Source organism: Burkholderia sp. LAS2 (assembly GCF_018417615.1).
GTDB classification, from domain to species: domain Bacteria; phylum Pseudomonadota; class Gammaproteobacteria; order Burkholderiales; family Burkholderiaceae; genus Burkholderia; species Burkholderia sola.
This window is the reverse complement of sequence record NZ_CP071054.1, coordinates 144319-170174: the sequence shown is the minus strand read 5'-3', so window position 1 is coordinate 170174 and position 25856 is coordinate 144319. Positions and strand designations below refer to the sequence as shown.

The window sequence follows — 25856 nt, the reverse complement described above, 5'->3', positions numbered from 1 at the left end:
GCACGCCGCCGCTCGTCCGCGGGCCGTGCGTCCTGCCCGCGTATCACCGTGGCAGCCGGTCGAGAAACGCCAGCATCGCCGCGTTGAACCGCGCGGGCCGCTGCAGCGGCGCGAAATGGCTCACGTCGGGCAGGATCGTCAGCGTCGCGCCCGGGATCGTCCGCGCGAGGTACGCCGCATGCTCGGGCCGGATGAATTCGTCGTGCTCGCCCTGCACGATCGCAACCGGCACGGCGATCGCCGCGAGATCCTGCGCGGTGTAATTCGGTTGCGTGCGCATCATTTCGCTGACGGCCGCGACGAACGCGTCGAACCGGTCCGGTGTCGCGGACAGTCGCGCATAGTCCTTCCGATGCCGCGCGAAACAGCGGTCGATCAGCGGACTCGGCGCCATTTCCTTCGTGCCGCCCGGGTCCATGTTGCACGCGAAGAACAACACGCCGGCCGCGCGTTCCGGTGCGCGGGCAGCCAGCACGAGCGCGATGCATGCGCCGTCGCTCCAGCCGACGAAGCGTGCACGGTCGACGTGCAGCGCATCGAGGACGGCAAGCACGTCCGATGCCATGCGTTCGTACGAATAGGGGCGGTCGTCGCGCGTGCTGCGGCCGTGACCGCGGCTGTCGATCACGATCGCGCGGTAGCCGGCCGCGAGCAGCGCCGGCACCTGGTTGCCCCAGTTGCCGCCATGGCCGAGGCCGCCGTGCAGCAGCACGACCGCCGGCCCCTGGCCGAACGACGCGTGCCAGACGCACGCGCCGTCGTGGTCGAGCCATCCTTCGGCATCGGCTGCCGGCAGCGGCGTGCCGCCGTGCGCGTCGAAGCGAACGAGTTCGTCGTCGTCGAGTTCCGCATTCATCGTTCGGCCGTCCTTGAGAGGGAGACGAACTGACGATTGTAATGCGTGCGGCCGACGCCGCCGCGGCCGCTCAGGCCTGCGTCGACACCAGCCCGCCCGACTGCGACCCGCCGGATTTTTCCAGCGCCGCGGCGAGTTGCGAGATCGCCGTCGCGAGCGCGGCCGAAATCGCGCCGGCTTCCGCACTCAGCGACTGCTGCTCGACGGCCGCGGCCGGGTCGTCCTTGGCGCGCTGGGCCGCGGCGGCCATCTGCCGCTCCAAGGTCGCGAGCTGCTTCTGCAGCCGCTCGATCAGCGCCTTCAGCTGGGCGACCGCCGGGTCCTCCGACGATGCGCCGGCGGCGCCGGGCGTTGCGCCGGCGGCGCCGGTCGAATCCTTCGTGCCGGGAGTGCTCGACGTGCCAGTCACGGCGGTGGCGCCCGTTGGGCCAGTTGTGCCCGTCGTGCTCGCGGCATCCGTCGCGCCGCCGGTGGACGACGTCGCGGCCGGCGGGTTCGCGGCCACGCCGCTGTCAACGAGCGGCGATCGCGTGGTCGTGGAGAAATCGATCTGCATCGTGTCGGTCCGTGTGTCGGTAAACGAAGTCACAGGGGCGGAAATCGCCTTCCAGTCCGTTTACGGCATTCATCACACGAAACTTGAATATCGGGGTCGGGTGGATTGTCCGTTGATGATCGCAATTGATCGCGAAAGGGCCAGATTGGCAGCATGACGGCACTGGTAAAATCGCCGCTTCGCCGGCCGGATGCGCACGTCGGACGCCTCGTTCAGGCCCGACCGCGCGATGCCGCCGGCTCCGACTCCCGGACTTTCGAGGCACGGCATACAACGTATGCCGACGACGCCCTCGCAGCTTCCCCGAGTCGCCTTTTCCGTCTGCTTGCACGCGTACCGCACGGCGCTCACCGCCGAGCGGCGAACGCCGTGCGGCACGCATTCACTTCATTACGCATTCGAGGAACACACGATGGCCCGCATCGGCGCCTTCTGCATCACGACGTGGCTCGCCGCCGCGATTCTTTACTTCGGCCAGCACTCCGTCGCAATGATCGCGCTCAGCGGTGTCGTGGTATTCGGCGGGTTCGATCTGCTGCGTCCGTAACCGCGGTCGTGCGACCCGGTGCGGCCGTACCGCGCGCATCCCCGCGTGCGCGTCGCCGGCTCGCGTGCCCCTTCAACCCTTGAAGGGGCGCATGCCGCTCACGACCGAACGGCCCGCATCGTTCCGCGTGATCCGCGCCGCCGGCGTGCGCGGCTGACAACGCTTCGTCGAGCCGCGCGATGATGTTTTCCGCCATCTCGCAGCTGATCCGCAAGCCGCCGACCAGTCCCGCCAAGCCCGTCAGCGCGGCAACGTCCTCAACGAAGACGGCCCGCCCGTCAGCGCGATCCGCTTGCCCGTATCGCGCAGCTTGCCGCCATCGACCGCATACAGCGCAAGCTGCCGTTCGACGTTGAACTGCACGATCACGTGCCGGCTGTCGGCGGTAAACGCGATGCCCTGCGCGGCTTCGCCTCCCGGCACCTCGCTCACCTTCACGGCCTGCCCGTCGCGGATCTCGAACAGCAGCACCTTGCCGATCTTGTGGCGGCCCGGGTTGTCGGCCGTCAGGTTCGAGCCGTCCATTGCCTGCACGGCGATCCACGTCCCGTTCGGCGAAATCGCGACGCCTTCCGGCAGCGACGGCACCGTCAAGTACTGAACCGTGCGGAACGGCACGCGCGACACGTCGATCAGCGCGACCGAATCGGCGTCGCCCGCGAGCGTGCCGGTATAGCCCGGCAGCCCGGCGAGCCCGACGTTGCTGACGACGGCCCAGCGGTTGTCGCTCGACACGTCGATCGTGTAAGGCGCGACGCCCGTACTCAGCCGCGTGCCGCTGTCGGTCACCTTGCCGTCGTCGACGTTCAGCACCGCGATGCCCTGCTCGTCGCGCAGCGACACGAGCGCGTGCTTGCCGTCGTGCGTGAAGCTGATCCCGGCCAGCCGCTTCTTGCCGATTTTCAGGTTGCCGTCGAGCGTCACCTGCGTGCCGTCGATGCGCAGGATCGATACGCTGCCGTCGACGTTGGCGACGATCGCGAGCCGGCCCGCGCGGTCGATCGCGATCCCTTGCGGATGCGTGCCGAGCTCGACGCGCGTGATCGCGGGCGGCGCGCTGTCGAGATTCACGACCTGCAGGAACGTGTCGAACACGAGCTGCTTCGCGGCCGTGTCGTAGCGCGTCGGCGCGCCGACCAGCGCGAGCTTCGCGTCGGGCGTGATCGCGACGGCCTGCGGCGGCCCCTGGATGCCGTTCTCGACGTCGACCTGCAAAGCAACCTTCGGCGGGAACGTGCTGGCGTCGAGCAGCGTCAGCGTGTCGGCGGGCGGGGCAGGCAGATAGGTGTCGCGACCCTCGACGCGTTGATACTTGCCGTCGTTGCCGGACACGATCCAGTCGGCGGCGTGCACGGCAACGGCCGTCGTGGCGAGGGTCAGCGCGGCGAGCAGGCGCGCGCTGCGCAGGCGGAAGGGATTCGAATGCATGGCGGTCGGTTCTCCGGATCGGTTGCGGACGCAATGGATTGCCCGGCCCTGCTGCCCGACGGGCCGGCGCCATCGCATGATGCCCGAAAGCGCGCGCGCCCGGCGTCTCGCACCCGGTTCGGTTCCGTCAATCCGTGCGTCGCGTGCCCGCCGACCACTCGACGATGTCGTCGAGCGGATACACCGGCCGCGCGAGCTGCTCGTAGCGAAACAACCCGTAGTCCGAGCTCGTCACGCCGCGGCTGTCGCATTCGACCAGCGCGGACGAAATCGGCACGAACACCGGCCGGCAATACATCCGCGACTTCAGCAGCAGGAAGCGCGCGCGGCGCGGATCGACGCCGACGCTCTCGAACACGCCGAGATCCCACGGCTCCTGCGTGCGCTCGGTGACGACGAGCGTGGCCGTGCCGATATCGAGCACGGCCGCGCGTCCCATGTACGCACGCTGCCCGGTATACGTCGGCCCGGTAATCACGTATTCGCCGTCGGTGATCGCGCGCACGATGCCCGTCGCGCGAAACGGTTCGCGCCGCACGCCGCCGTGCGACGGCAACCGGTTGCCGACCGGCACCGTGACGGTCGCGCCGACGCCCGCGTCGATCAGCGCCGCGACCGCTTCCGGGTCGCACAACGGCCCGCTGACGATTCCGTCGAGCCCGTGCGCGAGCGCGGCTTCGAGCAGATCCATCGTGTCGCACGGGCCGCCCGACATGCAGTTGTCGCCGTGATCGAGCATCAGCACCGGGCGGTCCGCGCCGTCGGCGAGCGCCGCGGCCCGCGCGACCGATTCGGCGAGCGGCGCGCTGCGATAGACGAACGCGTCGCGCGCGTCCCAGATCTGCCGTGCGATGCGCTCGGCCACTGCGTCAGCCGCGGCGCGGTCGCCGTCGGCCACCACGACCACGCTGATGCACGGCGCGGGGATATCCGCGAGCGAGAAGCCGGGCAGGATCGACACCGCGAGCATGCCGTCCGCCTCGGCCGCGCGCGCGGCCTCCACCGCGCGCCGCATCGCGCCTTCGGCGCTCGCGCTGCGCAGCGTCGACGTCATCAGCGGCGGCTGCCGCCATGCGAGCACGGGCCGCGCGCGGCCGTGAATCCGGTCGAGCAACACGCGCGCCGCATGCTCGCCGGTCTCGACCATGTCGACGTGCGGATAGGTCTTGAAACTGACGATCACGTCTGCGTTGTCGATCAGCTTCTGCGTGACGTTCGCGTGCAGGTCGAGCGCGACCGCGATCGGCGCATCGGGCAGCGCCGCGCGCACGCGCGCGAGCAGGTCGCCCTCGCCGTCCGCGCTCTGCTCGGCGACCATCGCGCCGTGCAGGTCGAGCATCACCGCATCGCAGCCGGGCGCGGCGGCAACGATCGCGTCGCAGATCGCCGCATACGCGTCGGCCGCGACGGGCCCGCTCGGGTTCGCGGCCGCCGACACGGGCGTCACGATGTCCGCGCCTTCGCGCTCGGCCGCATCGATGAACGCGGCCATCGCGGTACGCATTCCGTGATTCGCGCGATACGCGTCGTCGCCCCAGTCGGGGCCGTGGCGGCCGAACGCGGCGAGCGGCGTCGGCACCGGCGAGAACGTGTTGGTCTCGTGGTTCATCCGGGCAATCAGGATCTTCATTGCGCGGCGCCCTCCGCGATCCCGGCCGCGCCCAGCATCGCGTGCAGCAGCACGTTGCAGCCGGCTTCCAGATGCACCGGATCGGCGTCCTCGATCTCGTTGTGGCTGATGCCGTCCTTGCACGGCACGAAGATCATCGCGGTCGGCGCGACGCGCGCGAGATACACCGCGTCGTGGCCCGCACCGCTGATCACGTTCATCGACGACAGCCCAAGTGCACGCGCGCCGGCACGGACCTGCTCGACCAGCGCCGGATCGAACGGCTGCGGCGGAAAGTACACGACCGGCTCGATGTCGATCCGCATCCCGGCCGCCGCGCCCAGGTCCGCGCATGCCGCACGCAGCTCCGCATCCATCGCCGCCAGCATCGCGTCGTCGGCCGCGCGCAGGTCGACGGTCAGCGTCACGCGGCCGGGAATCACGTTGCGCGAATTCGGGTGCACGTCGACCCAGCCCACCGTGCCGCGTCCATGCGGCGGATGCGCACGCGCGATCTCGTTCACCTTGCGCACGAGATCGGCCGCGACCAGCAGCGCGTCGCGCCGCAGTTCCATCGGCGTCGGGCCCGCATGTGCCTCCATCCCGTGGACGGTCACGTCGTACCAGCGCTGTCCGAGCGCGCCCTCGACCACGCCGATCGTCGTGTCGTGCGCTTCCAGCATCGGCCCCTGCTCGATATGCGCTTCGAAATACGCGCCGACCGGATGCGCGCCGTGCCCGTCGTCCGCACTGCCCGCGTAGCCGATCGCGGCCAGCGCGTCGCGCACCGACACGCCGTCGCGATCGCATTGCGCGAGCGCATGGTCGAGCGTGAACGCGCCCGCGAACACGCCGGAACCCATCATCACCGGGACGAAGCGCGACCCTTCCTCGTTGGTCCAGACCGCCACCTCGAGCGGCGCGCGCGTGCGCACCCCGGCGTCGTCGAGCGTGCGCAGCACCTCGAGGCCGGCCAGCACGCCGTAGTTGCCGTCGAACTTGCCGCCCGTCGGTTGCGTGTCGATATGGCTGCCCGTCGCCACGGGCGGCAGGTCGTCCCGTTCGCCGGCGCGCCGCGCAAAGATATTGCCGATCGCATCGACGCGCACCGTGCAACCGATGTCCTGCGCCCACGCGACGAACAGGTCGCGCGCGTCGCGATCGAGTTCGGTGAGCGCGAGACGGCACACGCCGCCCTTGTCGGTCGCGCCGATCCGCGCGAGCCGCATCAGGCTGTCCCACAGCCGCGCGCCGTCGACGCGCAAGCCGGACGCCGCGACGCCCGGAGTCGAATCCTGTACTTGCATCGTTGCCATTCCTCGCATTGAAAGGGCACGGCTCATGCGACGCCGACGCCCAGGTAGCGGTCCTTCACGTCGTGATCGGCCGCGAACGCCGCGTTGCTGCCTTCGTAGACGATCACGCCCTGCTCGATCACGAAGTGGCGATCGGCGAGCTGCGTGCACACTTCGAGGTTCTGTTCGACGAGCAGGATCGCGACGCCGGCCGCCTTGATCCGCTTCAGTTGCTCGACGATTTCCTCGACGATCACCGGCGCAAGCCCCTCGACCGGCTCGTCGAGCATCAGCAGCCGCGGATGATTCATCAGCGCGCGACCGATCGCGAGCATCTGCTGCTCGCCGCCCGACAACTGCGCGCCGCCGTTGCGACGGCGCTCCTTCAGGCGCGGAAAGATCCGGTAGATATCGTCGAGCTGCCACGGCGAATCGCGACGCGCGCCGAGCCGCAGGTTTTCCTCGACCGACAGCAGCCGGAAGATCCCGCGATGCTCGGGCACGAAGCACAGGCCGCGCGCGGCGATCCGGTGCGCGGGCTGCCCGGACACCGGTCGGCCCGCGAACGTCACCGTGCCGCCGGTCGGCGCGACGACGCCCGCGATCGTCTTGAGCGTCGTCGACTTGCCCGCGCCGTTGCGGCCGAGCAGCGTCACTGTCTCGCCTTCGTTCACGTTCAGCGAAATGCCCTGCAGCACGTGGCTCTTGCCGTAGCACGCATGAACCTCTTTCACGTCGAGCATCATGCGCGGCCTCCGGTGATCATGTTGCCGAGATACGCGCTGCGCACGCGCTCGTCGCCGCGGATCGCTTCGGGTTTGCCTTCGACCAGCACGCGCCCCTGCTGCATCACCGTGATCGTGTCCGAGATGTCCATCACGATGCCCATGTTGTGTTCGATCAGCACGACCGTGTAGTCGTCGCGCAGGCCGCGGATCAGCGTCTTCATGTCGTCGAGATCGTCGATGCCCATGCCCGACGTCGGCTCGTCGAGAAAGATCGCGCGCGGCCGCGCCGCCAGCGCCATGCCGACCTCGAGCCGGCGCTGCTGGCCGTGCGACAGCACGCCGGCCGCGGTATCGGCGAAGCGCTGCAGGCCGAGCCGCTCGAGGACGTCGTCGACGATGCCGTCATGCGCGAGCGCACCGCGCGGCGGCGTCCACGGATTCAACGCCCGCCGCGATTCGACGCCCTGCGCGGCGACGCGCAGATTCTCGCGCACGCTCAGGTTCGGAAACAGGCTCGTGACCTGGAACGAGCGTGCGATGCCGCGCCGCACGCGCTTGTGATCGGGTTCGTGCGACACGTCGCGACCGTCGAACAGGATCGAGCCCGACGTGATCGGCAGCGTGCCGGTCAGCGTATGGAACAGCGTCGTCTTGCCGGCACCGTTCGGGCCGATCACCGAATGCACGGTGCGCGGCATGATGCGCAGATCGACGCCGCCCAGCGCGGTGAACTTGCCGTAGCGCTTGACGATGCCGCGCGCTTCGAGAATCGCTTCGCTCATTGCCGCTCCTTGACCGTGGCCGCCGCGCGATCGCTACGCCGCAGCGACGCCACGATGCGTTCGCCCAGCCCCCACAACCCACGCTGCATGACCAGGCTGACCGCGATCAAGACGAGGCCGAGCAGCAGCAACCAGCGCGGCCACAGCGTCGACAGCCAGTCCGCGAACAGCACGTAGAACGCCGCGCCGAGCACCGACGCGAACAGGTTGCCCGTGCCGCCGATCACCGTCATCACGAGGATCATCTCGCTCGTGTGGTAGTCGATGTTCGACAGCGGCGCGATGCCCGTCATCAGCGCGTGCAGCGCCCCGGCCAGGCCCGTGACCGCGCCCGAGATCACGAACGCCGCGAGCTTGAAGCGCTTCACGTCGTAGCCGGCCGCCGCCGCGCGCGCTTCGTTGTCGCGAATCGCGAGCAGCGTGCGGCCGAACACCGAGCGCGATACGCGCAGCAGCAGCCAGAACACCGCGACGAACAGCACCGCGACGAAGCCGTAGTAGCGCCACGGCGAAGCGAGCGACACGAGCGGTTGCCCGAATGCGGCGAGCGCCGGGCGCGGGATGTCGAGCAGCCCGTTGTCGCCGCCCGTCACGTTCGGCGTCGTATACGCGAGGAAATAGAACAGCTGCCCGAACGCAAGCGTCAGCATCACGAAATACGTGCCGCGCTGCCGGATCGAGAACCAGCCGACGAGTGCGGCCGCGACGGCACCGAGCACCGCGGCCGCGACCAGCGCGGCCGTCACGGACGCGACGCCGCGCGTCAGCACGAGCCCCGCCGCGTAGCTGCCGAGCCCGAAGAAGATGCCCTGCCCGAACGACAACAGCCCCGTGTAGCCGAGCAGCAGGTTGCAGCCGAGCGCGGCGAGCGCGAACACCAGCACTTCGGTCGCGAGCGAGCCCGAGCTCAGCACAAGCGGCAACACGCACGCGGCCACCACCGCGAGCCAGCCTTCCGGCCGCTGCAACACGCCGCGCCACGGCTGCGGGCGTTGCGACGCCGCCGCGCCCGGCGGCAGCGGTTTCGACGAATCGATCATGCAGCCCTCCCCAGCAAACCGTTCGGACGCAGCAGCAGCACGGCCGCCATCGCGACGTAGATCATCAGCCGCGCGCCTTCCGGCCACAGCGTGCTCATCAGGCTCTGCACGATGCCGACCAGCAGCCCGCCGACGAGCGCGCCGAGAAAATTCCCCATCCCGCCGACGACGACCACGACGAACGCGACGCCGAGCGCCTCGATGCCCATGAACGGATCGACGCCGCGGATCGGGGCGGCGAGTACGCCGGCCAGCGCGGCCGTCGCCGCGCCGAGCGCGAACACGAGGCTGAACACGCGGGTCACGTTGATGCCGAGCAGCGACACCATCTCCGTCGACTCGCTGCCCGCACGCACCGTACTGCCGAGCCGCGTGCCTTCGAGCACCCACCACAGCAACGCGGCGAGGACGGCCGTGAACGCGATCACGAACAGCCGGTACTTCGGGTAGACGAAGCCGCCCCAGATCACGACGCCGTTCAGCGCGTCGGGCGGCGGCACGTTGTCGCCGAGCGGCCCCCACGCGAGGATCGCGCACTCCTGCAGCACGAGCGCGAGCCCGACCGTCGCGAGGATGTGGAATTCATGCTGCTGCGCGTACACGTGGCGCAGCACCAGCTTCTCGACGATCCACGCGAACGCGCCGACGACGAGCGGCACGAGCGCGAGCGCGACCCAGAAATTCGCCGACCATTGCAGCGCCTGGTAGCAGAGGTACGCCCCGAGCAGGTAGAACGCGCCGTGAGCGAAATTCACGAAGCGCAGCAGGCCGAACACGATCGACAGGCCGACCGCGAGCAGGAAATACAGCATGCCCACGCCGATGCCGTTGACGATCTGCAGCAGATAGACGTTCATGGCTTCCGTGTCGGAAAGAAAGGTAACGGACGCCCGCGGCGCGCGATGCGCCGCGAACGCATGCACGGCGTCACGCGAGCTTGCAGCCCGTCTTGTCGAGCGGCAGGAACGACTGGCCGGCGCTGACGATGTCGGCATAGTCGTCCGCATTCTTCATCCGGCCCTTCGGCTTGCCCTTCAGCAGGTAGTAGTTCTTCAGCACCTGGTGGTCGCCCTTGCGGATTTCCTCCGGGCCCGTGAGGCCGTCGTACTTCATCCCTTCCATCGCCGCGACGACCTTCTTCGGATCGGCGCTGCCGGCCTTTACCATCGCGTCGATCAGGATCTTCGAGCAGATGTACGAACCCGCGAGGCTGTAGTTCGGGTTCGCCTTGAACGCGGCGTTCGCGCGCTTCACGAGATCGCGGTTCAGCGGCGAATCGATGCCGTGCCAGTACTGCGCGCCGAAATACACGCCGTCGCAGATGTCCGGCCCGAGCGCCTCGAACTGCTCGAGGCCCGATGCCCATGCGAGCAGGATCGTGCAGTTGCGCTTCATCCCGAAGCTGACGGCCTGGCGCAGCGTGTCAGACGATTGCGAGCCGAAGTTCAGGATCAGCAGCACGTCCGGCTGCGCGGCCGCCGCGTTCGTCAGGTAGCCGCTGAACTCCTTCTCGGCGAGCGAGTGGTAGCTGTTGCCGACGTGCTCGATGCCCTTCTCCTTGAAGACCGCCTTCGCGGCCGACAGCAGGCCGTCGCCGAACACGTATTGCGGCGTGATCGTGTACCAGCGCTTCGCCTTCGGCAGCATCTGGATCAACGGGCGCACCGTCTGCTCGATCGCGCCGAACGTCGGCACCGACCAGCGGAACGTCGCCGCGTTGCAATCCTTGCCGGTGATCTCGTCCGCACCGGCCGTCGTGATGAACACGCCGTCCGCCTTCTGGACTTCCTTGCCCATCGCCAGCGATTCGGACGACAGGATGCCGCCCGCGAAGAAGCGCACGCCCTTCTGCTGCGCGATTTCCTGCACGCGCCGCACGGCGGTCGCGGGCTTGCCCTCGGTGTCGAGCGCCGTATAGGCGAGCGGCGCGCCGAGCACCTTGCCGTATTGCTTGACGACGAGCTGCATGCCGAGATCGGCGTACTTGCCGTTGGCGGCGAACGGGCCGGACATCGGCACCGGGCAGGCAAGCTGGATGGGCGAGCCCTGCGCGAACGCGACCCGGGACGACATGCTGCCGAGCGCGCCCGGCACGGCCGACAGCGCGGCCAGTTTCAACAGTTCTCGGCGATTCAAGTTGAGCTCCTCATGAACGGGGACACACGCGATACGACCGACTGCCAAACCGTGCCCACGCCACTCCTGGATGCGCGCCGCCGGTTGATCCTATTTATCATGATAAATAGAATGAACCTGATGCTAGAGTTGATCAAAATTGGTGTCAATCAGGCAAAATTCCGTACCCGCGCCGGCACCGGTCGTCGACGATGACGCGGCGCGCAGCCACACAAAGGAGTCGTGAAGATGGTCATGGACCGAGCCAGGGCGGGCCTCGCGGTCGAAATCAAGCAGCCGAAGCGGGCCGATCTGGTCGCCGAGGAGATCAAGCGGCTGATCACCGAGAAGGACCTGAAGCCGGGTGACCGCCTGCCGCGCGAGGCCGAGCTGCAGCAGCTCTACGCGGTGAGCAAGAGCACGATCCGCGAGGCGCTGAAGTCGCTCGAGGTGCAGGGGCTCATCAAGGTCACGACGGGGCCGTCGGGCGGCGGGATGGTCGTCGAGGTGCCGCTCGACCGCACGCTTCAGCTGCTGCAGAACTATCTGTTCTTCAAGGACGTGACGATCGACGACATCTATACGGTGCGCAAGCTGCTCGAACCCGAGCTGGCCGCCGGCGCCGTGCCGCATCTAAGCGAGCGCGACTTCGCGGCGCTGGAGGCGAACATCGCGTGCTGCGACGGCGCGTCGGGCGTGCACGATCGCGGCCACATGCTGCGTCAGCGGCAGGAAGACACGACGTTCCACGACATCCTCGCGGCCGCGAATCCGAATCCGTTCCTGCGCTTCAGCTGCGAACTGATCAACGAGATGATCCGGCAGTTGATCGAGTTCCGGAACGACACGCCGCTCGTCGAGCACAAGCGCTTCGGCGAAGCGAACGTGTCGATCCACAAGGCGATCCTGCAGGCCGCGCGCGAGCGCGATGCCGAGCGCGTCCGGGCGCTGATGGTCGAGCACATGACCGAGGCGCCCAAGCACGTGAAGCGGATGAAAGGCAAGCTGCGCGGACGGTTGATCCTCGATTCCGAGATCCGCAGGCGCGCGGCCGCCGGTTCCGTTGCGGCACTCGATGCGGCCGCAACGGATCCGGAAGAACGCTGATCGGCGGCACACTCGCCGATGCGCTGCACCCGACCGAACGCACGCTGCGCCGTCGGCTCGACAAGGACGGCATCACGTTCCAGTCGCTGCTCGACGACGTGCGTCGCGACGACGCCGTGCGGTTGCTCGACGATCACGCGCTGACGGTCGCCGAGATCGCGGAGCGGCTCGGCGACAGCGAGCCGCGCAGCTTCCGTCATGCGTACCGGCGCTGGACCGGCAAGACGCCGCGCGAGACCCAAACAAACGGCAAATTGACGTAAATCGACTCGCGTAGAATGCCCCACCATCCATCCGAGCGGGGCCACGCTTCCATTCCACTCGCACCGGGCAATACCAACGACAACCGCGGCAATCGCGACGATCGTCGACCGACGAAGCCTTCATGAGCCAACCGATCCTGTACCTCCTCGCCGGCAACGGCAGCGCAGCCGACTGGTGGGACGACGCGCTGCCCCACTTCCGGCGCTATCGCCCCGTGCCGCTCGAACTGCCGGGCTTCGGCGATCATCCCGCGCCGCCGTGCGAGGATCTCGCCGCCTATGCGCAGGCGCTGCTGGACGCGACCGAACCCGGGCACGCGATCATGGCGGTCGGCGTGAATGCGCTGGTGGTCCTGCACGCGTTGCAGCGGCGCCCCGGCCACTTCGGCCGCAGCGTGCTGCTCGCCCCGGTCGGCGCGTTCCTGTGGGAGCGGCGCCTGCCGAAACTGATGGCGCCGAAGCCGCTGCGCAAGACCATCCACTGGCTGCTCGCGCACTACCCGGCGCTGTTCGCCCGCAAGTTCTCGAACCGGACCTGGACGTCCGCGCAGTATCGCCGCATGGGCGCCGGCTATGCCCGTTGCCGCGCGTTCGTGCCGCACTGGGATCTCGTGCGCGCCGATACCGCGCTGCCGCTGCTCGAGTGGGTCACCGATCGCATCGAACTCGTGTGGGGCGGCCAGGATGCGGTGCTCGGCGTCGGGCAGGCCGCCGCGTGGTCGGCGATCCTCGCGCGCGCCGACCTGACCGTCACGCTGGAGCCCGGCTGGGGACACTATCCGTGGATCGATGCGCCGGCGGCGTTCGCGCAGTGGCTCGAAGGAGACGACACGGGCTTCGTCGCGCATACCAAAGGCGGGCGCCTCGCGCTGGCCGCGATGGCCGGGCTGCCGGTGCCGCCCGCGCTGTCGCTGACCGCTGCCGACGATCCGCGCCTGCCCGGCTTTCTCGCGAGCCAGCCGGACGCCGAGTGGGCGATCCGGTCGTCGAGCCATGGCGAAGACCAGGCCGATGCGGCGAACGCGGGCCTGCACACGACGTTCCTGCGCGTACCGGCATCGCAAGCGGCCGCGCGCGTGGCCGAACTGCTCGACGGGGGCCTCGAGGAAGCCGTCGTGCAGCGCTTCATCACGCCCGTGCTGTCGGGTATCGCGTTCGTGCGCCATCTCGCGATCGAAGTCGAATGGGTCGAAGGTCACCTCGAAACGCTCGCCGACGGGCAGGCCAGCCCGCAGCGCGCGATTCTGTCGCGGCTCGGCGAGCCGTGGCAGCGCGGCACGTTCGCGACCGCGCACGGCCTGACCGCGCAGCAGCTGTGGGCGTTCCTGCAACGGGTGCTGCGCGCGTTCCACTACGTGCCGGGCGACGTCGAATGGGCGTGGGACGGTGCGCAGCTGTGGCTGCTGCAGTACCGTCCGATCAGCACCTACGGCTGGCATCGTCACCTGACCGCCGCGAACATCGCGGAGATCCTGCCGCCGCAGCCGAGCCGGCTCGTCGAATATGCGCAACGGCGGGCGGCCGGCAGCATCCCGGCGATCATGGCGCGCTGGGACGCACGCGTGCTGCGCGACAACGAACCGTTCACCGCGCTCTACGGCGGCGCGTCGTACATCAACAACGACCTGTTCCTCGCGCGTCTCTCGGACTGGGGCGTGTCGGCCGCCCACTACAGCGGCGAGATCGGCGGTGCGACGCCGCCGCTGCGCTGGCGAGCGCTGCGCCTGCTGCGTGCGCTGCCGGTGTTCTGGCGGATGCTGCGCGTCGCGCGCGGGCACCTGCCGACGCTCGCGCGCGGCCTGGAACGCTTCGACCGGGAACTGGCGACGCTCGTCGAACGGCGCGCCGACGGCCAGCAACTGGCCGACTGGTTCACGCGCTTCTACGTGTTCGTCGTGCAGGGCAACCTGTGCATCGCGTCATCGCTGGCGAGCAGCGGCGGCGCCCTGTGGGGGCGTCCGCCGACTGCGTACGGCCAGCTCGACGACAGCCCGCACCGCCTGCCGTGGGAAACCGATCCCGGCACCGCGCGGCCACCGGCCGCCGACTTGCCGCTGCAGCCGTTTCCCGACTGGCCGCTGCCGGTCCGCGTACTGCACGCGCTCGGCGCGCCCGGCATGCGCGGCTGGTATCTGCAGGTGCGCGAGTGGTATCGCGACAATCTGATGCGCGTGTTCTTCCGCCTGCATCACGCGATGCCGGCCGCCGACCGCGACACGTGGTTCGCACCGCACCCCGAGCGCCGCGATCGCAACGGCAGCTTCTGGCAGGACGGCAGCGAAGGCACCGACGAGGCCGCCGGCTTCATGATCTATCCGGGTGACACGCAGGGCGTGCTCGGCCGCGACATCCTGCTCGAAGACACGCTCGACCCGGGCCGGCACGCGCGGTACCAGGCCGCCCGGGCGGTGATCGCGCGCATGGGCGGCCGGCTGTCGCACGGCGCGACGCTGCTGCGCGAACTGCGCAAGCCGTCGGCCGTGCTGCCGCGCGTCGACGCGGCGTGGGTGGGGCGCGAAGTGCGGCTCAGCGACGGCCGGCTGACGCTCGTCGAATAGGACGCGCGCCGGCGTGGCGATCCGGCAACCGCATCGCACGTCGCGGTTGCCGCCTACCGAATCGGTACGCATCAGCGCAGCGGCGTGCGGATTTTCCCGTCGACCTTCAACGTGCGCCGGTCGCGCGCGACCTCGTATTCGACCGTCTGCGCGGGCGTGACCGCGCCATAGGACCGGCCGTTCACATAGACGACGCCGTCGCGCAACTCGACCCTGTCGCCGTTGACCGTCGCGGTGGCGCGGTCTCCCTGCAACACCGCGCCCGAACAGCCGGCGGTCGAGAAGCTGCGGACCGACGTGTCCGGCATCGCGGCGTTCCCGCCGCCCGGGTCCGCCGCATGCGCGGCGCTGCATGGCAGCGCGTCCATGGTGCCGGCCGCGTGGAGCGGCGCCGCCCCGATGCCGCTCCCGGCAAGCAACGCGATCGTCATCGGCAGCAGCTTGTTCATCAGTTGCTCCGAGAAACCCCGTCCTTCAGGACGGGGAGGAAAGGAGTGCAGTTGACAGGCAGCTTCTTCCACGGGTTAGGATCACTTGCATGATCCTTGTCTACCGCTACCGCGTGAAGTCGCTCAACGGACTGCTCAACAAGCAGAGCCGTGCGGTGAACTACGTCTGGAACTTCTGCAATGACACGCAGAAGCACGCGCTCAAGTGGGGCAAGAAGTGGCCGACGGGATTCGATCTGAACGTGCTGACGACTGGCAGCAGCAAGGAACTCGGCATCCACTCCGGCACGGTCAACGCGACGTGCGAGCAATATGCGAAGTCGCGCAGTCAGTACCGTCGGCCCTACCTGCGCTATCGCGGCAGGAAATCGCTGGGCTGGGTGCCGCTGAAGGGCCGCGACCTGAAGCGCGAAGGCGACGCGTTTCGCTTTGCCGGCAACACCTTCCGCGTGTTCAACAGCCGACCGCTTCCCGAAGGCAAGATCAAGGATGGAACCAACTTTGCGCAGGATGCGCGCGGCAATTGGTTCTTGAACATCGTGATCGAGATGCCGGATGTTCAGGCTCGTCCGATCCGTTCCGGCGTCGGCATCGATCTCGGCCTGAAAGACTTCGCCACACTTTCGACCGGCGAGAAACTGCCCAATGACCAGTTCGGTCGACGCGCGGCGGAAAAGCTGGCGAAAGCGCAACGGGCGCGAAAGCACAAGCGGCATATCGCGAAGCTGCACGCCAAGGTCGCGAATGCCCGTGCCGATTTTCAACACAAGCTCGCGCTCGATCTGGTGCGGCGGTTCGATTACATCGCGGTCGGCAACGTGTCGGCCGTCAAACTTGCCAGAACCAGGATGGCAAAAAGCGTCTACGACGCGTCCTGGTCGTCCTTCCGGAACAAGCTCCGCTACAAAGCGATCGCGCACGGAGCCACGTTCGAGGAAGTGGACGAAAGCGGTTCGACCCAGTCCTGTTCGGCGTGCGGGTCGAAAGACAGCACGACGCGACCGAAAGGTATCGCGGGACTGAGAATAAGAGAATGGACCTGCAGTGACTGTGGTGTCGAACATGATCGTGATATCAACGCTGCGCTGAACATTCTCCGATGCGGACGTGCATCGCCAGGTGTGGGAATCCTCTCCCTTTAGGGAGAGGAAAACGTCAACGTGATCTCCGTGGTCCGCGGTCGTCGATCGTGGGTCGATCGACACCCCTGTTCGCAGGTCGGCCCGCGCCGCCCAGTATGCGGCCACTTCGCCGCGTCGAAACAACCGATCCACGTGAAAATCGCCTTGCTCAAGTTGCGACCCGCAACTATTATTGATTGCGATACGCAACCGTTCGGGAGCAAACCATGGACCTCATCGACGCACCGGCCAAGCCGCGCGACTCAACCATCCTCGAGCTGCGCGACTTTTCGCGCAAACTGGTGCGCGAGCTCGGCTTCATGCGCGCGACGCTGGCCGACAGCGACTGGGCGCCGTCGGCCGTGCATGCGATCCTCGAGATCGGGATGGCGCCCGGCATCAACGCGAAGGATCTCGGCGCCATCCTGCGGCTCGACAAATCGAACACGAGCCGGCAACTCGCGCGGCTCGAAGCGGCCGGTATCGTGGAGCGGCGCGTGTCGACCGAGGATGCGCGTGCGATCGAGCTGTACCTGACCGCCGAAGGCAAAAAGCTCCAAAAAAGAATCGACACGTTCGCGACCGATCAGGTGTCGAATGCGCTGCGCCGCATGATTCCGGCCGACCAGCAGGCGCTGCTGCGTTCGCTCGCGCTGTATGCCGATGCGCTCGCGCAGGACAACGCGGCCAGGGCGAGCGTCGCGCCGGCCGATGCGCCGTCGGTTCGCGAAGGCTATCGGCCGGGCTGCATCGGCGACATCGCGAGCCTGCATGCACGCTTCTATGCGGAGCACTGGGGTTTCGGCGCGTTCTTCGAACAGCGGGTGGCGACCGAGCTGGCCGCCTTCGCGGGCGCGCTGCCGGCCGACGGCAAGGCACTCTGGCTGTGCGAGGAAGACGGCCGGACGCTCGCGTCGCTCGCGATCGACGGCGACCCGGCGACGGGCGTCGCGCACCTGCGCTGGTTCATCGTCAACGACGCGTTGCGCGGCTCGGGCGTCGGGCGTCGGCTGATGACGCTGGCGATGCGTTTCGTCGACGAGCACCGGTTTCGCGAGACCTACCTGTGGACCTTCAAGGGGCTCGATGCCGCACGTCATCTATACGAGTCGTTCGGCTTTGCGCTGACGAGCGAATCCGCGGGCACGCAGTGGGGGACCGAAGTGGTCGAGCAGCGCTTCAGCCGGCCGGGGCCGGCTGGCGGTTGAGATCGGCGGACGTGATCGCAGCTGGCCGGACGGCGGACGCGAAACGGCGGGCAATGCGCGGAAACGGAAAAGGAAAGGAGAAAACGTCGATCCGGTACGGCGGCGAGGCCGGCGATGTCGCGATCAGGCCGGACACCGAATGAAAGACAGCCGGCCGGCCCGCCTGCGCGAACCGGCCGGCGCCGGATGGCCTTGCGGCGCGGCGGGCTTCAGCCCTGATCGTCGCCCGGCCACCAGGTCCTGGCCTCGCGGTCGACGGCGAGCGTGTCGAGATCCTTGCCTTCGAGCCATTTCGGCCGCGGGCCGCGCCCGGACCACGAGCGGCCGGTCGACGGATCGTAGTACTTGGCAGGCGCCTTGCGCTTGCGCTGGACGATGTAGCCGAGCGCGCTCAGCACTTCCTGCTGCGAAATTCCCAACAGTTCGACCTGTTCCTTGAAGGCCGCGAGCGCGGCTTGCTTCTCCTTCTGCTTCGCCTCTGACAGCTTGATGTTCAGGTCCCGAAGTTGTGCTTCGAGTTCCTGCAGGGCCTGGGTCATGTATTCATCCTCTTTGGGCATGTTTTTGCAAAAAGCTCCGATGGCCGAACCTACCACGAAGTTCCGCCTATAGGGGCTGTCAAATCGGTGAATCGTCCACCTGAGCCGGCATGATTTGCGCGACGCGCACCAAACGACGTCGTGCGTCACTGACAGGCAGGACCAGGCCGGCAACGGGCGGCACGCCGCGTACGCATGCACGGGACGAACGGCGGCGGCAAGTGATTCGCCGCCCCTGACACGGGCGCGGCATGGCGCGAATGATAGCAGTGCGCGGCGTCGTGTTGCAGAAGTCGCTGACCGGAGTCGATTCGGGCCCGACGGTTCAGCGGTTTTCGCTGCCGGCGTCCCATGCGATCCGGTCGAACAGCGTGCGCAGCTTCGCGCCGCGCGCCGCATTCAGCGCGGTCGCATGCGCGACGCGTCCGGCCAGATGCGCGCGAAAATCCGGATGCGCGTCGCGATTCTGCGACGCCGGGCCATGCCGGATGCAGTTGGTCAGGATGGCCTTCAGGCGATCGAACGCGTCGCGCGCCAGGTTCGGATGGCGGTTGACGACCACGCCGGCCAGTTGCTGCCGCGTGCCGCGCGGCATCACGCGCGTCTTGCGCAATTGCAGCGCGAAGCCTTCCTCGAATGCGATCGCGGCGACCCGGATTTGCAGCCGCTCGACGTCGCGCGCCAGCACATCGCCGCCGGAAAACGCGAGATCGTCCGCATAGCGCGTGTAGGTCGCATCGAGCGAACGCGCGAGCGCGGCGAGCCGCATGTCGAACCGGAACGCGCACAGGTTCGCAAGCGCCGGCGACGTCGGCGCACCCTGCGGCAGATGCCGTTCGCGATAGCGCTGGCGGCCGATCCAGTCGAACCGGTCGCGCAGGTCCGGCGCGAGCAGCCGTGCCGACGGCACGCGATTGGTGCACAGCCCGGTGAGCGTGCGCGCGACTTCGGCCGGATACCCGAGCGTCGCGAACAGCGCATGGACGCGCGCGGCGCGCACCGACACGAAGAAATCCGCGAGGTCGAAGCGCACGACGACGTCGCGATCCGCATGCGGCGCCGCGAACGACACGATCCCGTGCCCCTTGCGAAAACCGTGTACCGCGCCATGCGGCGCGATGCGATCGAGCAGCTCGTGCAGGATGCGGCGCTGCGCTTCGCGCAGCCGCCCCTTCGGGATTTCGACGAGGCGGCACCCGCCGCTGCGCTTGTCGACCGGGACGTACGTGTAGTGATGCAGCGGCGTGGCGCTGCCGCGCGCGTCGACGCGCCAATGATCGGACAGCCAGTCGAGTGCCGACGTGCTGATGCCGAGCCAGCTGGCGAGATCGCCGGGCGTCGGCCATTGCGGCACGTCGCAGCCGGCGAGCGGCGCCGGCGGCGGTCGCTGCACCAGCGGCCGGCGCACGATGCGAATCACCGCCGGCCGACGGTCGCCATACCATGCACGCACGAACGCGGGCGCGTCGGCAAGGACCGCCGCGAGCACGTCGGTGTCGGTATCGGCCCAGTTCGCGGCGAAGCGGACGAGCGCGACGTCCGCGCATTCGTACGTCCACGGCGGCGCGTCGCCGAGCACGGCCGCCATCCGCGCGACGACGCCGTCGCGCTCGGGCGAACCGGCGAGCATCGCGTCGGCAATCGTACGGGTGGTGTCGCGCAGGGATGAGTGCATGGACGAAGAGGGGCGGGACGATGAGCCAACGTGGCTGGTACTGCGAGTGCAGTCGTTGCGCAACGCGCAACATGCGCACTTGCGACGCATCGGCGTATCGATCTGATCCACGGGGTAGCCCCGTAGTCCTGGAACATCGGCTGCCTGTTCCGGGCGTGTGCTTGACCCGCCGCCCCGCGTCGCGACTTTAATCGGCGACGACGCCGGGTGTCAAATCGAGCCGGACGACGCGCGATGCGCGGCGGCATCGCGATGCGGTCGCCCGATTTCCCGACGCGCCGGCCGAAGCGGCAAACGGCCCGCTCCGCCCAGCGCCACCCTGCTTCCCTACATGTTGCCCGCCAGATGAAACCGCGACGCCGGATGCCACAGCCTGACCGACGTGGCGACCTGCTCGCCGACCCACGTCCGGCGTCGCAGCAGCAGACACGGTTCACCGATTTCCATCACGAGATGCCGGCGCACCTGCGCATTGGGCTTCTCCGCGTAGATCTGGAACTCCGCACGCTGGATCGGCGCCAGTCGCACCATGTAATGGTTCGGCGTCTCGATCGTGAAGTCCTGCTCCAGATACGCGGGAAACAAGGCCGGATTGACGTAGCGATCCTCGAACTGGATCGGTTCGTCCTCCTCGTAATGCACGATCCGCGAATGAAACACGGGCCCCGCGCGCAGTCCGAGCGCGTCGATCGCATCCGGGTCGACGCTGCGCTCGATCATCAGCACGCGCGCACTGTGCCGATGGCCGCGCTCGGCGATCTCGTCCGCGATGTTGCGGATCTCCAGCACCGTCGATTCGTAATGCCGGCGCTCGACGAACGTGCCGGCGCCCTGGATGCGCGTCAGCACGCGCTCGGCCGTCAGTTCGCGCAGCGCGCGCGACACCGTCATCCGGGCCACGCCGAATTCCTTGACCAGTTCCGCCTCGGTCGGGATCGCGGCGCCGGGCTTCCAGTCGCCCTTCGCGATGCGCTCGACGACGTAGCGCTTGATCTGCTGATAGGCCGGCAGCGCCCGCGCCGGTACGGTGTCGACCGATGCCTTCGCAGGCCGTGCGGAAAGTCTGCGTTCCGTTTCGCTCATGCGCCCTCGACCGGATGAATGTGGGGTGATCGGCCCGTCCTCGACCGTCGTCACTGCAACGACGGCGGCGCACCGGCGACGATGCCGGCCGCGATCGCGATATCGTCCGCGAGCGGCCGGTCGTCGTGATACGCCGGCACGCGTTCGCGCACCTGCCGCCACAGCGCGTCGGTCGATGCGGCCCGCGCCGTTTCGGCCGGCTGCAGGTCGTACGCCTGCGCGGCGGCCAGCAGCTCGATCGCGAGCACGCGCGTCGTATTCTCGATGATGTCGAGCGCCTTCAGCGCGGCCGGCGTCGCGTGACACAGGTGATCTTCCTGCAGCCCCGACGTGATACCGCCGTCGAGGCTCGCCGGCGCGGCAAGCCGCTGATTCTGCGCGACCAGCGCGACCGCCGTGTACTGCGCGATCATGAACCCCGAGCAACTGCCGCCCGGCGCGGCAAGAAACGCCGGCAGCCCGCTGACGAGCGGATTCACGAGCCGGTCGAGACGCCGCTCCGCGATCGCCGCGACCTGGGCCATCGCCGCCGCGAGGCTATCCATCGCGAGCGCGATGCCCGCGCCGACCGCATGCGCCTGCGAATGCACGGCCGGCGCCTCCCGCGTGCCGGCGACGATCGGATTGTCGGTGACGGACGCGAGTTCGCGATCGACGACCTCCGCCGTGACGTCGAACACGTCGCGCGCCGCGCCGTGCACGTGCGGAATCGTGCGCAGGCTGAGCGGATCCTGCGTATGCCGGCCGCTCGCCGCGACGAGCATGCCGCTGTCCGCCAGCAATGCACGCAAACGGGCGCCGACCTGCCCGATACCGGGCGAAATCCGCAGCGCGAGCGAAGCCGGATCGAATGCGGCGAGCTGCCCGCCGAGGTTCTCGAAACTCATCGCCGCGATCCAGTCGGCCCAGTCGAGCAACCGTTCGGCGCGAACCAGCGCGAGCGCGGCCAGCCCCGTGACGCACGGCGTCCCGTTGACGAGGCTCAACCCCTCCTTCGCACCGAGGACGAGCGGTTCGCGGCCGATGCGCCGCAGCGCCTCGTCGCCGCGCACGCGTTCGCCGCGATGGCGCGCATGGCCGTGCCCGACGCAGACGAGCGCGACGTGCGCCATGTGGGTCAGGTACCCGACCGAGCCGTGCGCCGGCACTTCGGGCAGGCAATCGTGCTCCAGCAGCGCGACGAGCTGTTCGACGACGTCGGCCCGGACACCCGAATGCCCGTGCGCATAGTTGTTGATCGCGGCCGCGATGATCGCGCGCGTTTCGGCCGCGCCGAGCGGCATGCCGACGCCTACCGCATGACTCATCAGGATGTTGTGCGACAGCGTGCTCTGCTGGGCCGGCGATACGATCACGTCGCACAGCGCGCCGACGCCGGTATTGACGCCATAGGCGCGAATCCCGCGCGCGACGATCTCGTCGACGAGTTCGCGAGCGGCCACGACCCGCGCGCGCGCATCGTCGGCCAACGCCAGCGGCTCGCCGGCCGCCACCGCCGCCACCTGCCGCCAGTCAAGCGGCTGCGCCGCACGGAATACGGTCATGGCAGCCTCAGTTCGTGGTGCGGTCGTGGTGGCTCGACACGAATTGCCGGAAGCGCTCGGAGGTCTGCCCGCCGAACACTTCATTGGGCGTCCCGTCCGTATCGACCTCGCCCTGATGCAGGAACATCACGCGATTCGACACGTGGCGCGCGAAACCCATTTCATGCGTGACGACCAGCATCGTGCGCCCCTCTTCCGCCAGCGAGCGCATCACGCGCAGCACCTCGCCGACCAGCTCCGGGTCGAGCGCCGACGTCGGTTCGTCGAACAGCATCACCTTCGGATGCATCGCCAGCGCGCGGGCAATCGCGACGCGTTGCTGCTGGCCGCCCGACAGGTGTGCGGGATAGTAGCCGCGCTTGTCCGCGAGACCGACGCGTGCGAGCAGCGCCTCGGCCTCCTCCACCGCTTCCGCGCGACTGCGCTTCTGCACGCGCAGCGGCCCCTCGACGAGGTTGTCGAGCACCGTCATGTGCGACCACAGGTTGAAGTTCTGAAACACCATCCCGAGCTGCGAGCGAATCCGGTCGACCTGGCGCCGGTCGCTCGGATGCAGCTTGCCGTCGCGCGCGCGCTTCATCGCCAGCTCTTCGCCCGCGAGCGCGACGGAGCCGTCGTCGGGCGTCTCGAGCAGGTTCAGGCAGCGCAGGAACGTGCTCTTGCCCGATCCGCTCGCGCCGAGGATCGAGATGACGTCACCCTCGTGCGCGTCGAGCGAAATGCCCTTCAACACGTGATGATCGCCGAACGACTTGTGGATGTTTCTGACCGACAGCGCAACGGGAGCAGTGGTGTTCATCGGATTCTCTTTGAAAGGACGGGGCGCTCAGGAGGCGGCGCGCTGAGGATTGCGCGCCGCCGCGGCGGACGCACCGGACGGCTTCGGCGCACGCAGGTGCCCGGAGAGCCGCCATTCGAGCGCGCCGAGCAGGCGCACGACGATGAAGTTCAGGCCCAGATAGATGAGGGCCGCGCAGACGAACACCTCGGTCGTTCGGTAGGTTTGCTGAATGATCTGCTGCGCGACGCCCGTCACTTCCCACACCGTGACGAGGCTCGCCAGCGCGGTCGACTTGACGAGCAGCACGGCCTCGGTCGAGTACGCGGGCAGGCACTGGCGCAGCGCGATCGGACCGATCACGCGCCGCAGCAGCGCGAAGCCCGACAGGCCGATCGAATAGCCGGCCTCGATCTGCCCGACCGGTACGGCCATCAACCCGCCGCGCAGGATTTCGGCCGTATAGCCGGCCGTGCACAGCGCCAGCGACAGCACCGCGCAGACGTACGGCTCGCGCAGCACCGGCCACATGAAGCTGTCGCGGATCACGCCGAACTGGCCGAGCCCGTAATACACGAGGAACATCTGGATCAGCAGCGGCGAGCCGCGAAACACCAGGATGTAGGCGCGCGCGAAGCGGTTCGGCAGCCAGCTCGGCGACACGCGCATCGTGACGATCACGAGCGACAGCAGGCCGCCGAGCACGAGCGATGCGAAGAACAGGCCGAGCGTGGTCGGTACGGCCGCGAGCAGCTGACGCAGCGTATCGACGAGAAATGCGAAATCGATGGACATGCCCGTTCTCCGTCAGTTGCGCGCGAAATTGCGGCGGAACGACCGGCCGACGATCGCTTCCGCCCGGTTGAACACGCGGTTCGACAAGCCCGTCATCAGCAGATACAGCGCACCGCCCGCGACGAAGAACACGAAGTACTGGTGCGTCGAATTGGCGGCGATCTGGCTCGTGCGCAGCAACTCGGCGAGACCGGTGACCGAGATCAGTGCGGAGTCCTTCAGGCTCAGTTGCCACACGTTGCCGATGCCAGGCAGCGCGAAGCGCAGCACCTGCGGCACCAGGATGCGCCGCAGCACCATGCTGCGCGGCATGCCGATCGAGCGCGCCGCTTCGAGTTCGCCCTTCGACACCGCGAGCACCGCCGCGCGATAGACCTCCGCCTGATAGGCGCCCGAGATCATCCCGACCGCGAGCGCGCCGATCACGAACGGCGGCACGCCGATGAAGCCTTCCGCGCCGAACCACTGGCCGACGGCCGTCACGAGCGTCGAGCCGCCGAAGTAGAACAGATAGATGACGAGCAGTTCGGGCACGCCGCGAAATACCGTCGTATACAGATCGCCGAGCAGGCGCAGGGTGCGGTAGCGCGACAGCTTCGCCGCCGCGATCGCCGCGCCGATCACCGCGCCGACCGCGAGCGCCGCGAGCGTCAGCGCGACCGTCATCAATGCGGCGAGAAGCAGCACACCGCCCCAGCCTTCGGTACCGAAGCCGAGCATTTCAAGAATCTCCATGCGTGCCTCCCTGCATGCGTTGAGTGAATCCGGCTGAATGCATGCCGCCGCGCGTCGTTCGACGACCTTACGCGGCGGCGACCGAACGTGCGCTTACGGCGTGACGTCGGTCTTGAACCACTTGTCGGCGAGCTTCTTCACGGTGCCGTCCGCGAGCGCCGCGGCGATCGCCGTATCGAACTTCGTCTTCAGGTCGGCATCCTGCTTGCGAAACGCGAGCCCCTCGCCCGGCCCCCAGATCGGGCCGCCGAGCTTCGGCCCCGCGAGCACGATCGATGCGTTGTCCTTCTTCGCGTTGTTCGCCGCGTAGTACGTGACGTCGTCGAACGAGGCATCGATGCGCCCCGCGACCAGATCGAGATCGCGTTCGGGCGACGTCTTGTACACGCGGATCGACGCGATGTCCTTGAAGCTGTCGTTGATGAATTTCGTGTAGACGGTGCCCGACTGGATACCGATCGTCTTGCCCTTCAGCTGCTTGCGCAGCGTGTCGACGGTCGGCTTGTCCGCGTTGGCGTCGCCCGTCAGCTTGACGATCGGCGCGCCGGGCGCGGCCTTCGGCAGGATCTTCGTATCGGTGACGGCGAACGTCGCCGGCGTCGCCGCATACGGACGCGAGAACAGCAGGATCTTTTCGCGCTCCGGCGTGATGGAAATCGCATCCATCAGGATATCGAACTTGCCGGCCTGCAGGCCGGGGATCATCCCGTCCCAGTCCTGCGCGACCATGTTGCACTGCACCTTGATCCGCTCGCACACGTTGGCGAGCAGTTCCGGTTCGAAACCGCCGAGCTTGCCGCCCGGCAGCGTGAGGTTCCACGGCGCGTAGCCGCCTTCGAGCGCGACCGTCACCGTCTTCCATTCCTTGGCCTGTACCGGTGCCGCCAGAGTGGCCGCCGCAGCCGCGATGACGCCGATCGTCCTGATTGCCCACTTGATGCGCTTGCCGTTCACGAGATTTCTCCTTGCGTTGAGGTTCGCCATCCCTTCGGTGCAGCAAGCCGCCTCAGGAATTTGTCTATACAAGCATGCAAGAAGAAAAACA

General features: G+C 68.3%; 25 protein-coding genes and 1 pseudogene. 7 read left to right on the top strand and 19 right to left on the bottom strand.

The window, feature by feature from the left end; translation table 11 throughout:
• Nucleotides 1-43 precede the first annotated feature (43 nt).
• Nucleotides 44-856 carry an alpha/beta fold hydrolase gene (locus tag JYG37_RS29880; RefSeq protein WP_213346893.1) on the bottom strand — a complete coding sequence of 271 codons (813 nt, stop codon included), beginning with the start codon at nucleotides 854-856 and terminating at the stop codon, nucleotides 44-46.
• A 70-nt stretch (nucleotides 857-926) separates the two neighbouring features.
• Nucleotides 927-1361: a hypothetical protein gene (locus tag JYG37_RS29875; protein WP_249746110.1), complete on the bottom strand. Its 435-nt coding sequence runs from the start codon at nucleotides 1359-1361 to the stop codon at nucleotides 927-929.
• Here JYG37_RS29875 and JYG37_RS34920 point away from each other — a divergent pair.
• Together JYG37_RS34920 and JYG37_RS29870 are read left to right on the top strand one after the other, a co-directional pair.
• On the top strand, nucleotides 1255-1569 hold the full coding sequence (locus tag JYG37_RS34920) for a hypothetical protein (protein WP_235356207.1): 315 nt from the start codon (nucleotides 1255-1257) through the stop codon (nucleotides 1567-1569). The two genes, JYG37_RS29875 and JYG37_RS34920, sit on opposite strands and share 107 nt — an antisense overlap.
• A gap of 120 nt (nucleotides 1570-1689) precedes the next feature.
• Nucleotides 1690-1959 carry a hypothetical protein gene (locus JYG37_RS29870; RefSeq protein ID WP_176015849.1) on the top strand — a complete coding sequence of 90 codons (270 nt, stop codon included), beginning with the start codon at nucleotides 1690-1692 and terminating at the stop codon, nucleotides 1957-1959.
• A gap of 240 nt (nucleotides 1960-2199) precedes the next feature.
• Here the strand turns inward: JYG37_RS29870 and JYG37_RS29865 are convergent, their stop codons facing one another.
• The 8 genes from JYG37_RS29865 to JYG37_RS29830 form a co-directional block, all read right to left on the bottom strand.
• A complete protein-coding gene (locus JYG37_RS29865; RefSeq protein WP_213346891.1) occupies nucleotides 2200-3387 on the bottom strand; it encodes a YncE family protein in 1188 nt (395 codons plus the stop codon).
• Between the two features lie 127 nt (nucleotides 3388-3514).
• Nucleotides 3515-5017: a M81 family metallopeptidase gene (locus JYG37_RS29860; RefSeq protein WP_124630043.1), complete on the bottom strand. Its 1503-nt coding sequence runs from the start codon at nucleotides 5015-5017 to the stop codon at nucleotides 3515-3517.
• Nucleotides 5014-6303, bottom strand: coding sequence for a Zn-dependent hydrolase (locus tag JYG37_RS29855; protein ID WP_213346888.1), 1290 nt, complete (start codon nucleotides 6301-6303; stop codon nucleotides 5014-5016). Before JYG37_RS29855 ends, JYG37_RS29860 begins: the two co-directional genes overlap by 4 nt.
• 32 nt (nucleotides 6304-6335) lie before the next feature.
• A complete protein-coding gene (locus tag JYG37_RS29850; protein WP_050013633.1) occupies nucleotides 6336-7037 on the bottom strand; it encodes an ABC transporter ATP-binding protein in 702 nt (233 codons plus the stop codon).
• The gene (locus JYG37_RS29845; protein WP_089490131.1) at nucleotides 7034-7801 is read right to left on the bottom strand and encodes an ABC transporter ATP-binding protein; all 768 of its coding nucleotides are present in this window, start codon (nucleotides 7799-7801) and stop codon (nucleotides 7034-7036) included. The genes JYG37_RS29850 and JYG37_RS29845 overlap by 4 nt, the downstream gene beginning before the upstream one ends.
• On the bottom strand, nucleotides 7798-8841 hold the full coding sequence (locus tag JYG37_RS29840; RefSeq protein ID WP_089490132.1) for a branched-chain amino acid ABC transporter permease: 1044 nt from the start codon (nucleotides 8839-8841) through the stop codon (nucleotides 7798-7800). Before JYG37_RS29840 ends, JYG37_RS29845 begins: the two co-directional genes overlap by 4 nt.
• Nucleotides 8838-9698, bottom strand: a complete 861-nt coding sequence (locus JYG37_RS29835; RefSeq protein WP_050013636.1) for a branched-chain amino acid ABC transporter permease — start codon at nucleotides 9696-9698, stop codon at nucleotides 8838-8840. The genes JYG37_RS29840 and JYG37_RS29835 overlap by 4 nt, the downstream gene beginning before the upstream one ends.
• A gap of 70 nt (nucleotides 9699-9768) precedes the next feature.
• Complete coding sequence (locus JYG37_RS29830) at nucleotides 9769-10977, bottom strand: ABC transporter substrate-binding protein (RefSeq protein WP_050013637.1); 1209 nt, start codon at nucleotides 10975-10977, stop codon at nucleotides 9769-9771.
• A 228-nt stretch (nucleotides 10978-11205) separates the two neighbouring features.
• Here JYG37_RS29830 and JYG37_RS29825 point away from each other — a divergent pair, with 228 nt between their 5' ends.
• The 3 genes and pseudogenes from JYG37_RS29825 (at nucleotide 11206) to JYG37_RS29815 (ending at nucleotide 14884) form a co-directional block, all read left to right on the top strand.
• Nucleotides 11206-12063: a FadR/GntR family transcriptional regulator gene (locus JYG37_RS29825; protein ID WP_050013638.1), complete on the top strand. Its 858-nt coding sequence runs from the start codon at nucleotides 11206-11208 to the stop codon at nucleotides 12061-12063.
• Between the two features lie 11 nt (nucleotides 12064-12074).
• Nucleotides 12075-12326: pseudogene (locus tag JYG37_RS29820) on the top strand (helix-turn-helix transcriptional regulator); the annotation flags it as partial.
• Nucleotides 12327-12448: 122 nt separating this feature from the next.
• On the top strand, nucleotides 12449-14884 hold the full coding sequence (locus tag JYG37_RS29815) for a PEP-utilizing enzyme (protein ID WP_179233196.1): 2436 nt from the start codon (nucleotides 12449-12451) through the stop codon (nucleotides 14882-14884).
• Between the two features lie 71 nt (nucleotides 14885-14955).
• Here the strand turns inward: JYG37_RS29815 and JYG37_RS29810 are convergent, their stop codons facing one another.
• Entirely contained in the window at nucleotides 14956-15333 is a 378-nt protein-coding gene (locus tag JYG37_RS29810; protein ID WP_050013640.1) for a hypothetical protein, read from the bottom strand.
• An 89-nt stretch (nucleotides 15334-15422) separates the two neighbouring features.
• Between JYG37_RS29810 and JYG37_RS29805 the strand changes: the two genes are divergently transcribed.
• The gene (locus JYG37_RS29805; RefSeq protein WP_060733338.1) at nucleotides 15423-16475 is read left to right on the top strand and encodes an RNA-guided endonuclease InsQ/TnpB family protein; all 1053 of its coding nucleotides are present in this window, start codon (nucleotides 15423-15425) and stop codon (nucleotides 16473-16475) included.
• A gap of 206 nt (nucleotides 16476-16681) precedes the next feature.
• Nucleotides 16682-17662 carry a bifunctional helix-turn-helix transcriptional regulator/GNAT family N-acetyltransferase gene (locus tag JYG37_RS29800; protein WP_213346886.1) on the top strand — a complete coding sequence of 327 codons (981 nt, stop codon included), beginning with the start codon at nucleotides 16682-16684 and terminating at the stop codon, nucleotides 17660-17662.
• Nucleotides 17663-17871: 209 nt separating this feature from the next.
• On the opposite strand, the gene JYG37_RS29795 is transcribed toward JYG37_RS29800, so the two are convergent.
• The 8 genes from JYG37_RS29795 to JYG37_RS29760 all read right to left on the bottom strand — a co-directional run bounded on the left by JYG37_RS29795 (nucleotide 17872) and on the right by JYG37_RS29760 (nucleotide 25765).
• The gene (locus JYG37_RS29795) at nucleotides 17872-18201 is read right to left on the bottom strand and encodes an H-NS histone family protein (protein WP_050016590.1); all 330 of its coding nucleotides are present in this window, start codon (nucleotides 18199-18201) and stop codon (nucleotides 17872-17874) included.
• A 325-nt stretch (nucleotides 18202-18526) separates the two neighbouring features.
• The gene (locus JYG37_RS29790; RefSeq protein WP_213346884.1) at nucleotides 18527-19876 is read right to left on the bottom strand and encodes a reverse transcriptase family protein; all 1350 of its coding nucleotides are present in this window, start codon (nucleotides 19874-19876) and stop codon (nucleotides 18527-18529) included.
• Nucleotides 19877-20203: 327 nt separating this feature from the next.
• Nucleotides 20204-20959, bottom strand: coding sequence for a histidine utilization transcriptional repressor HutC (gene hutC, locus JYG37_RS29785; RefSeq protein WP_124555139.1), 756 nt, complete (start codon nucleotides 20957-20959; stop codon nucleotides 20204-20206).
• A gap of 50 nt (nucleotides 20960-21009) precedes the next feature.
• Nucleotides 21010-22503, bottom strand: a complete 1494-nt coding sequence (locus tag JYG37_RS29780; RefSeq protein ID WP_050016584.1) for an HAL/PAL/TAL family ammonia-lyase — start codon at nucleotides 22501-22503, stop codon at nucleotides 21010-21012.
• 7 nt (nucleotides 22504-22510) lie between these two features.
• Complete coding sequence (locus tag JYG37_RS29775) at nucleotides 22511-23302, bottom strand: ABC transporter ATP-binding protein (RefSeq protein ID WP_050016582.1); 792 nt, start codon at nucleotides 23300-23302, stop codon at nucleotides 22511-22513.
• A 27-nt stretch (nucleotides 23303-23329) separates the two neighbouring features.
• Nucleotides 23330-24076, bottom strand: a complete 747-nt coding sequence (locus JYG37_RS29770; protein WP_050016580.1) for an ABC transporter permease — start codon at nucleotides 24074-24076, stop codon at nucleotides 23330-23332.
• Nucleotides 24077-24088: 12 nt separating this feature from the next.
• Nucleotides 24089-24811, bottom strand: coding sequence for an ABC transporter permease (locus tag JYG37_RS29765; RefSeq protein WP_050016578.1), 723 nt, complete (start codon nucleotides 24809-24811; stop codon nucleotides 24089-24091).
• Nucleotides 24812-24904: 93 nt separating this feature from the next.
• Nucleotides 24905-25765, bottom strand: coding sequence for a transporter substrate-binding domain-containing protein (locus JYG37_RS29760; protein WP_050016577.1), 861 nt, complete (start codon nucleotides 25763-25765; stop codon nucleotides 24905-24907).
• Nucleotides 25766-25856 lie beyond the last annotated feature (91 nt).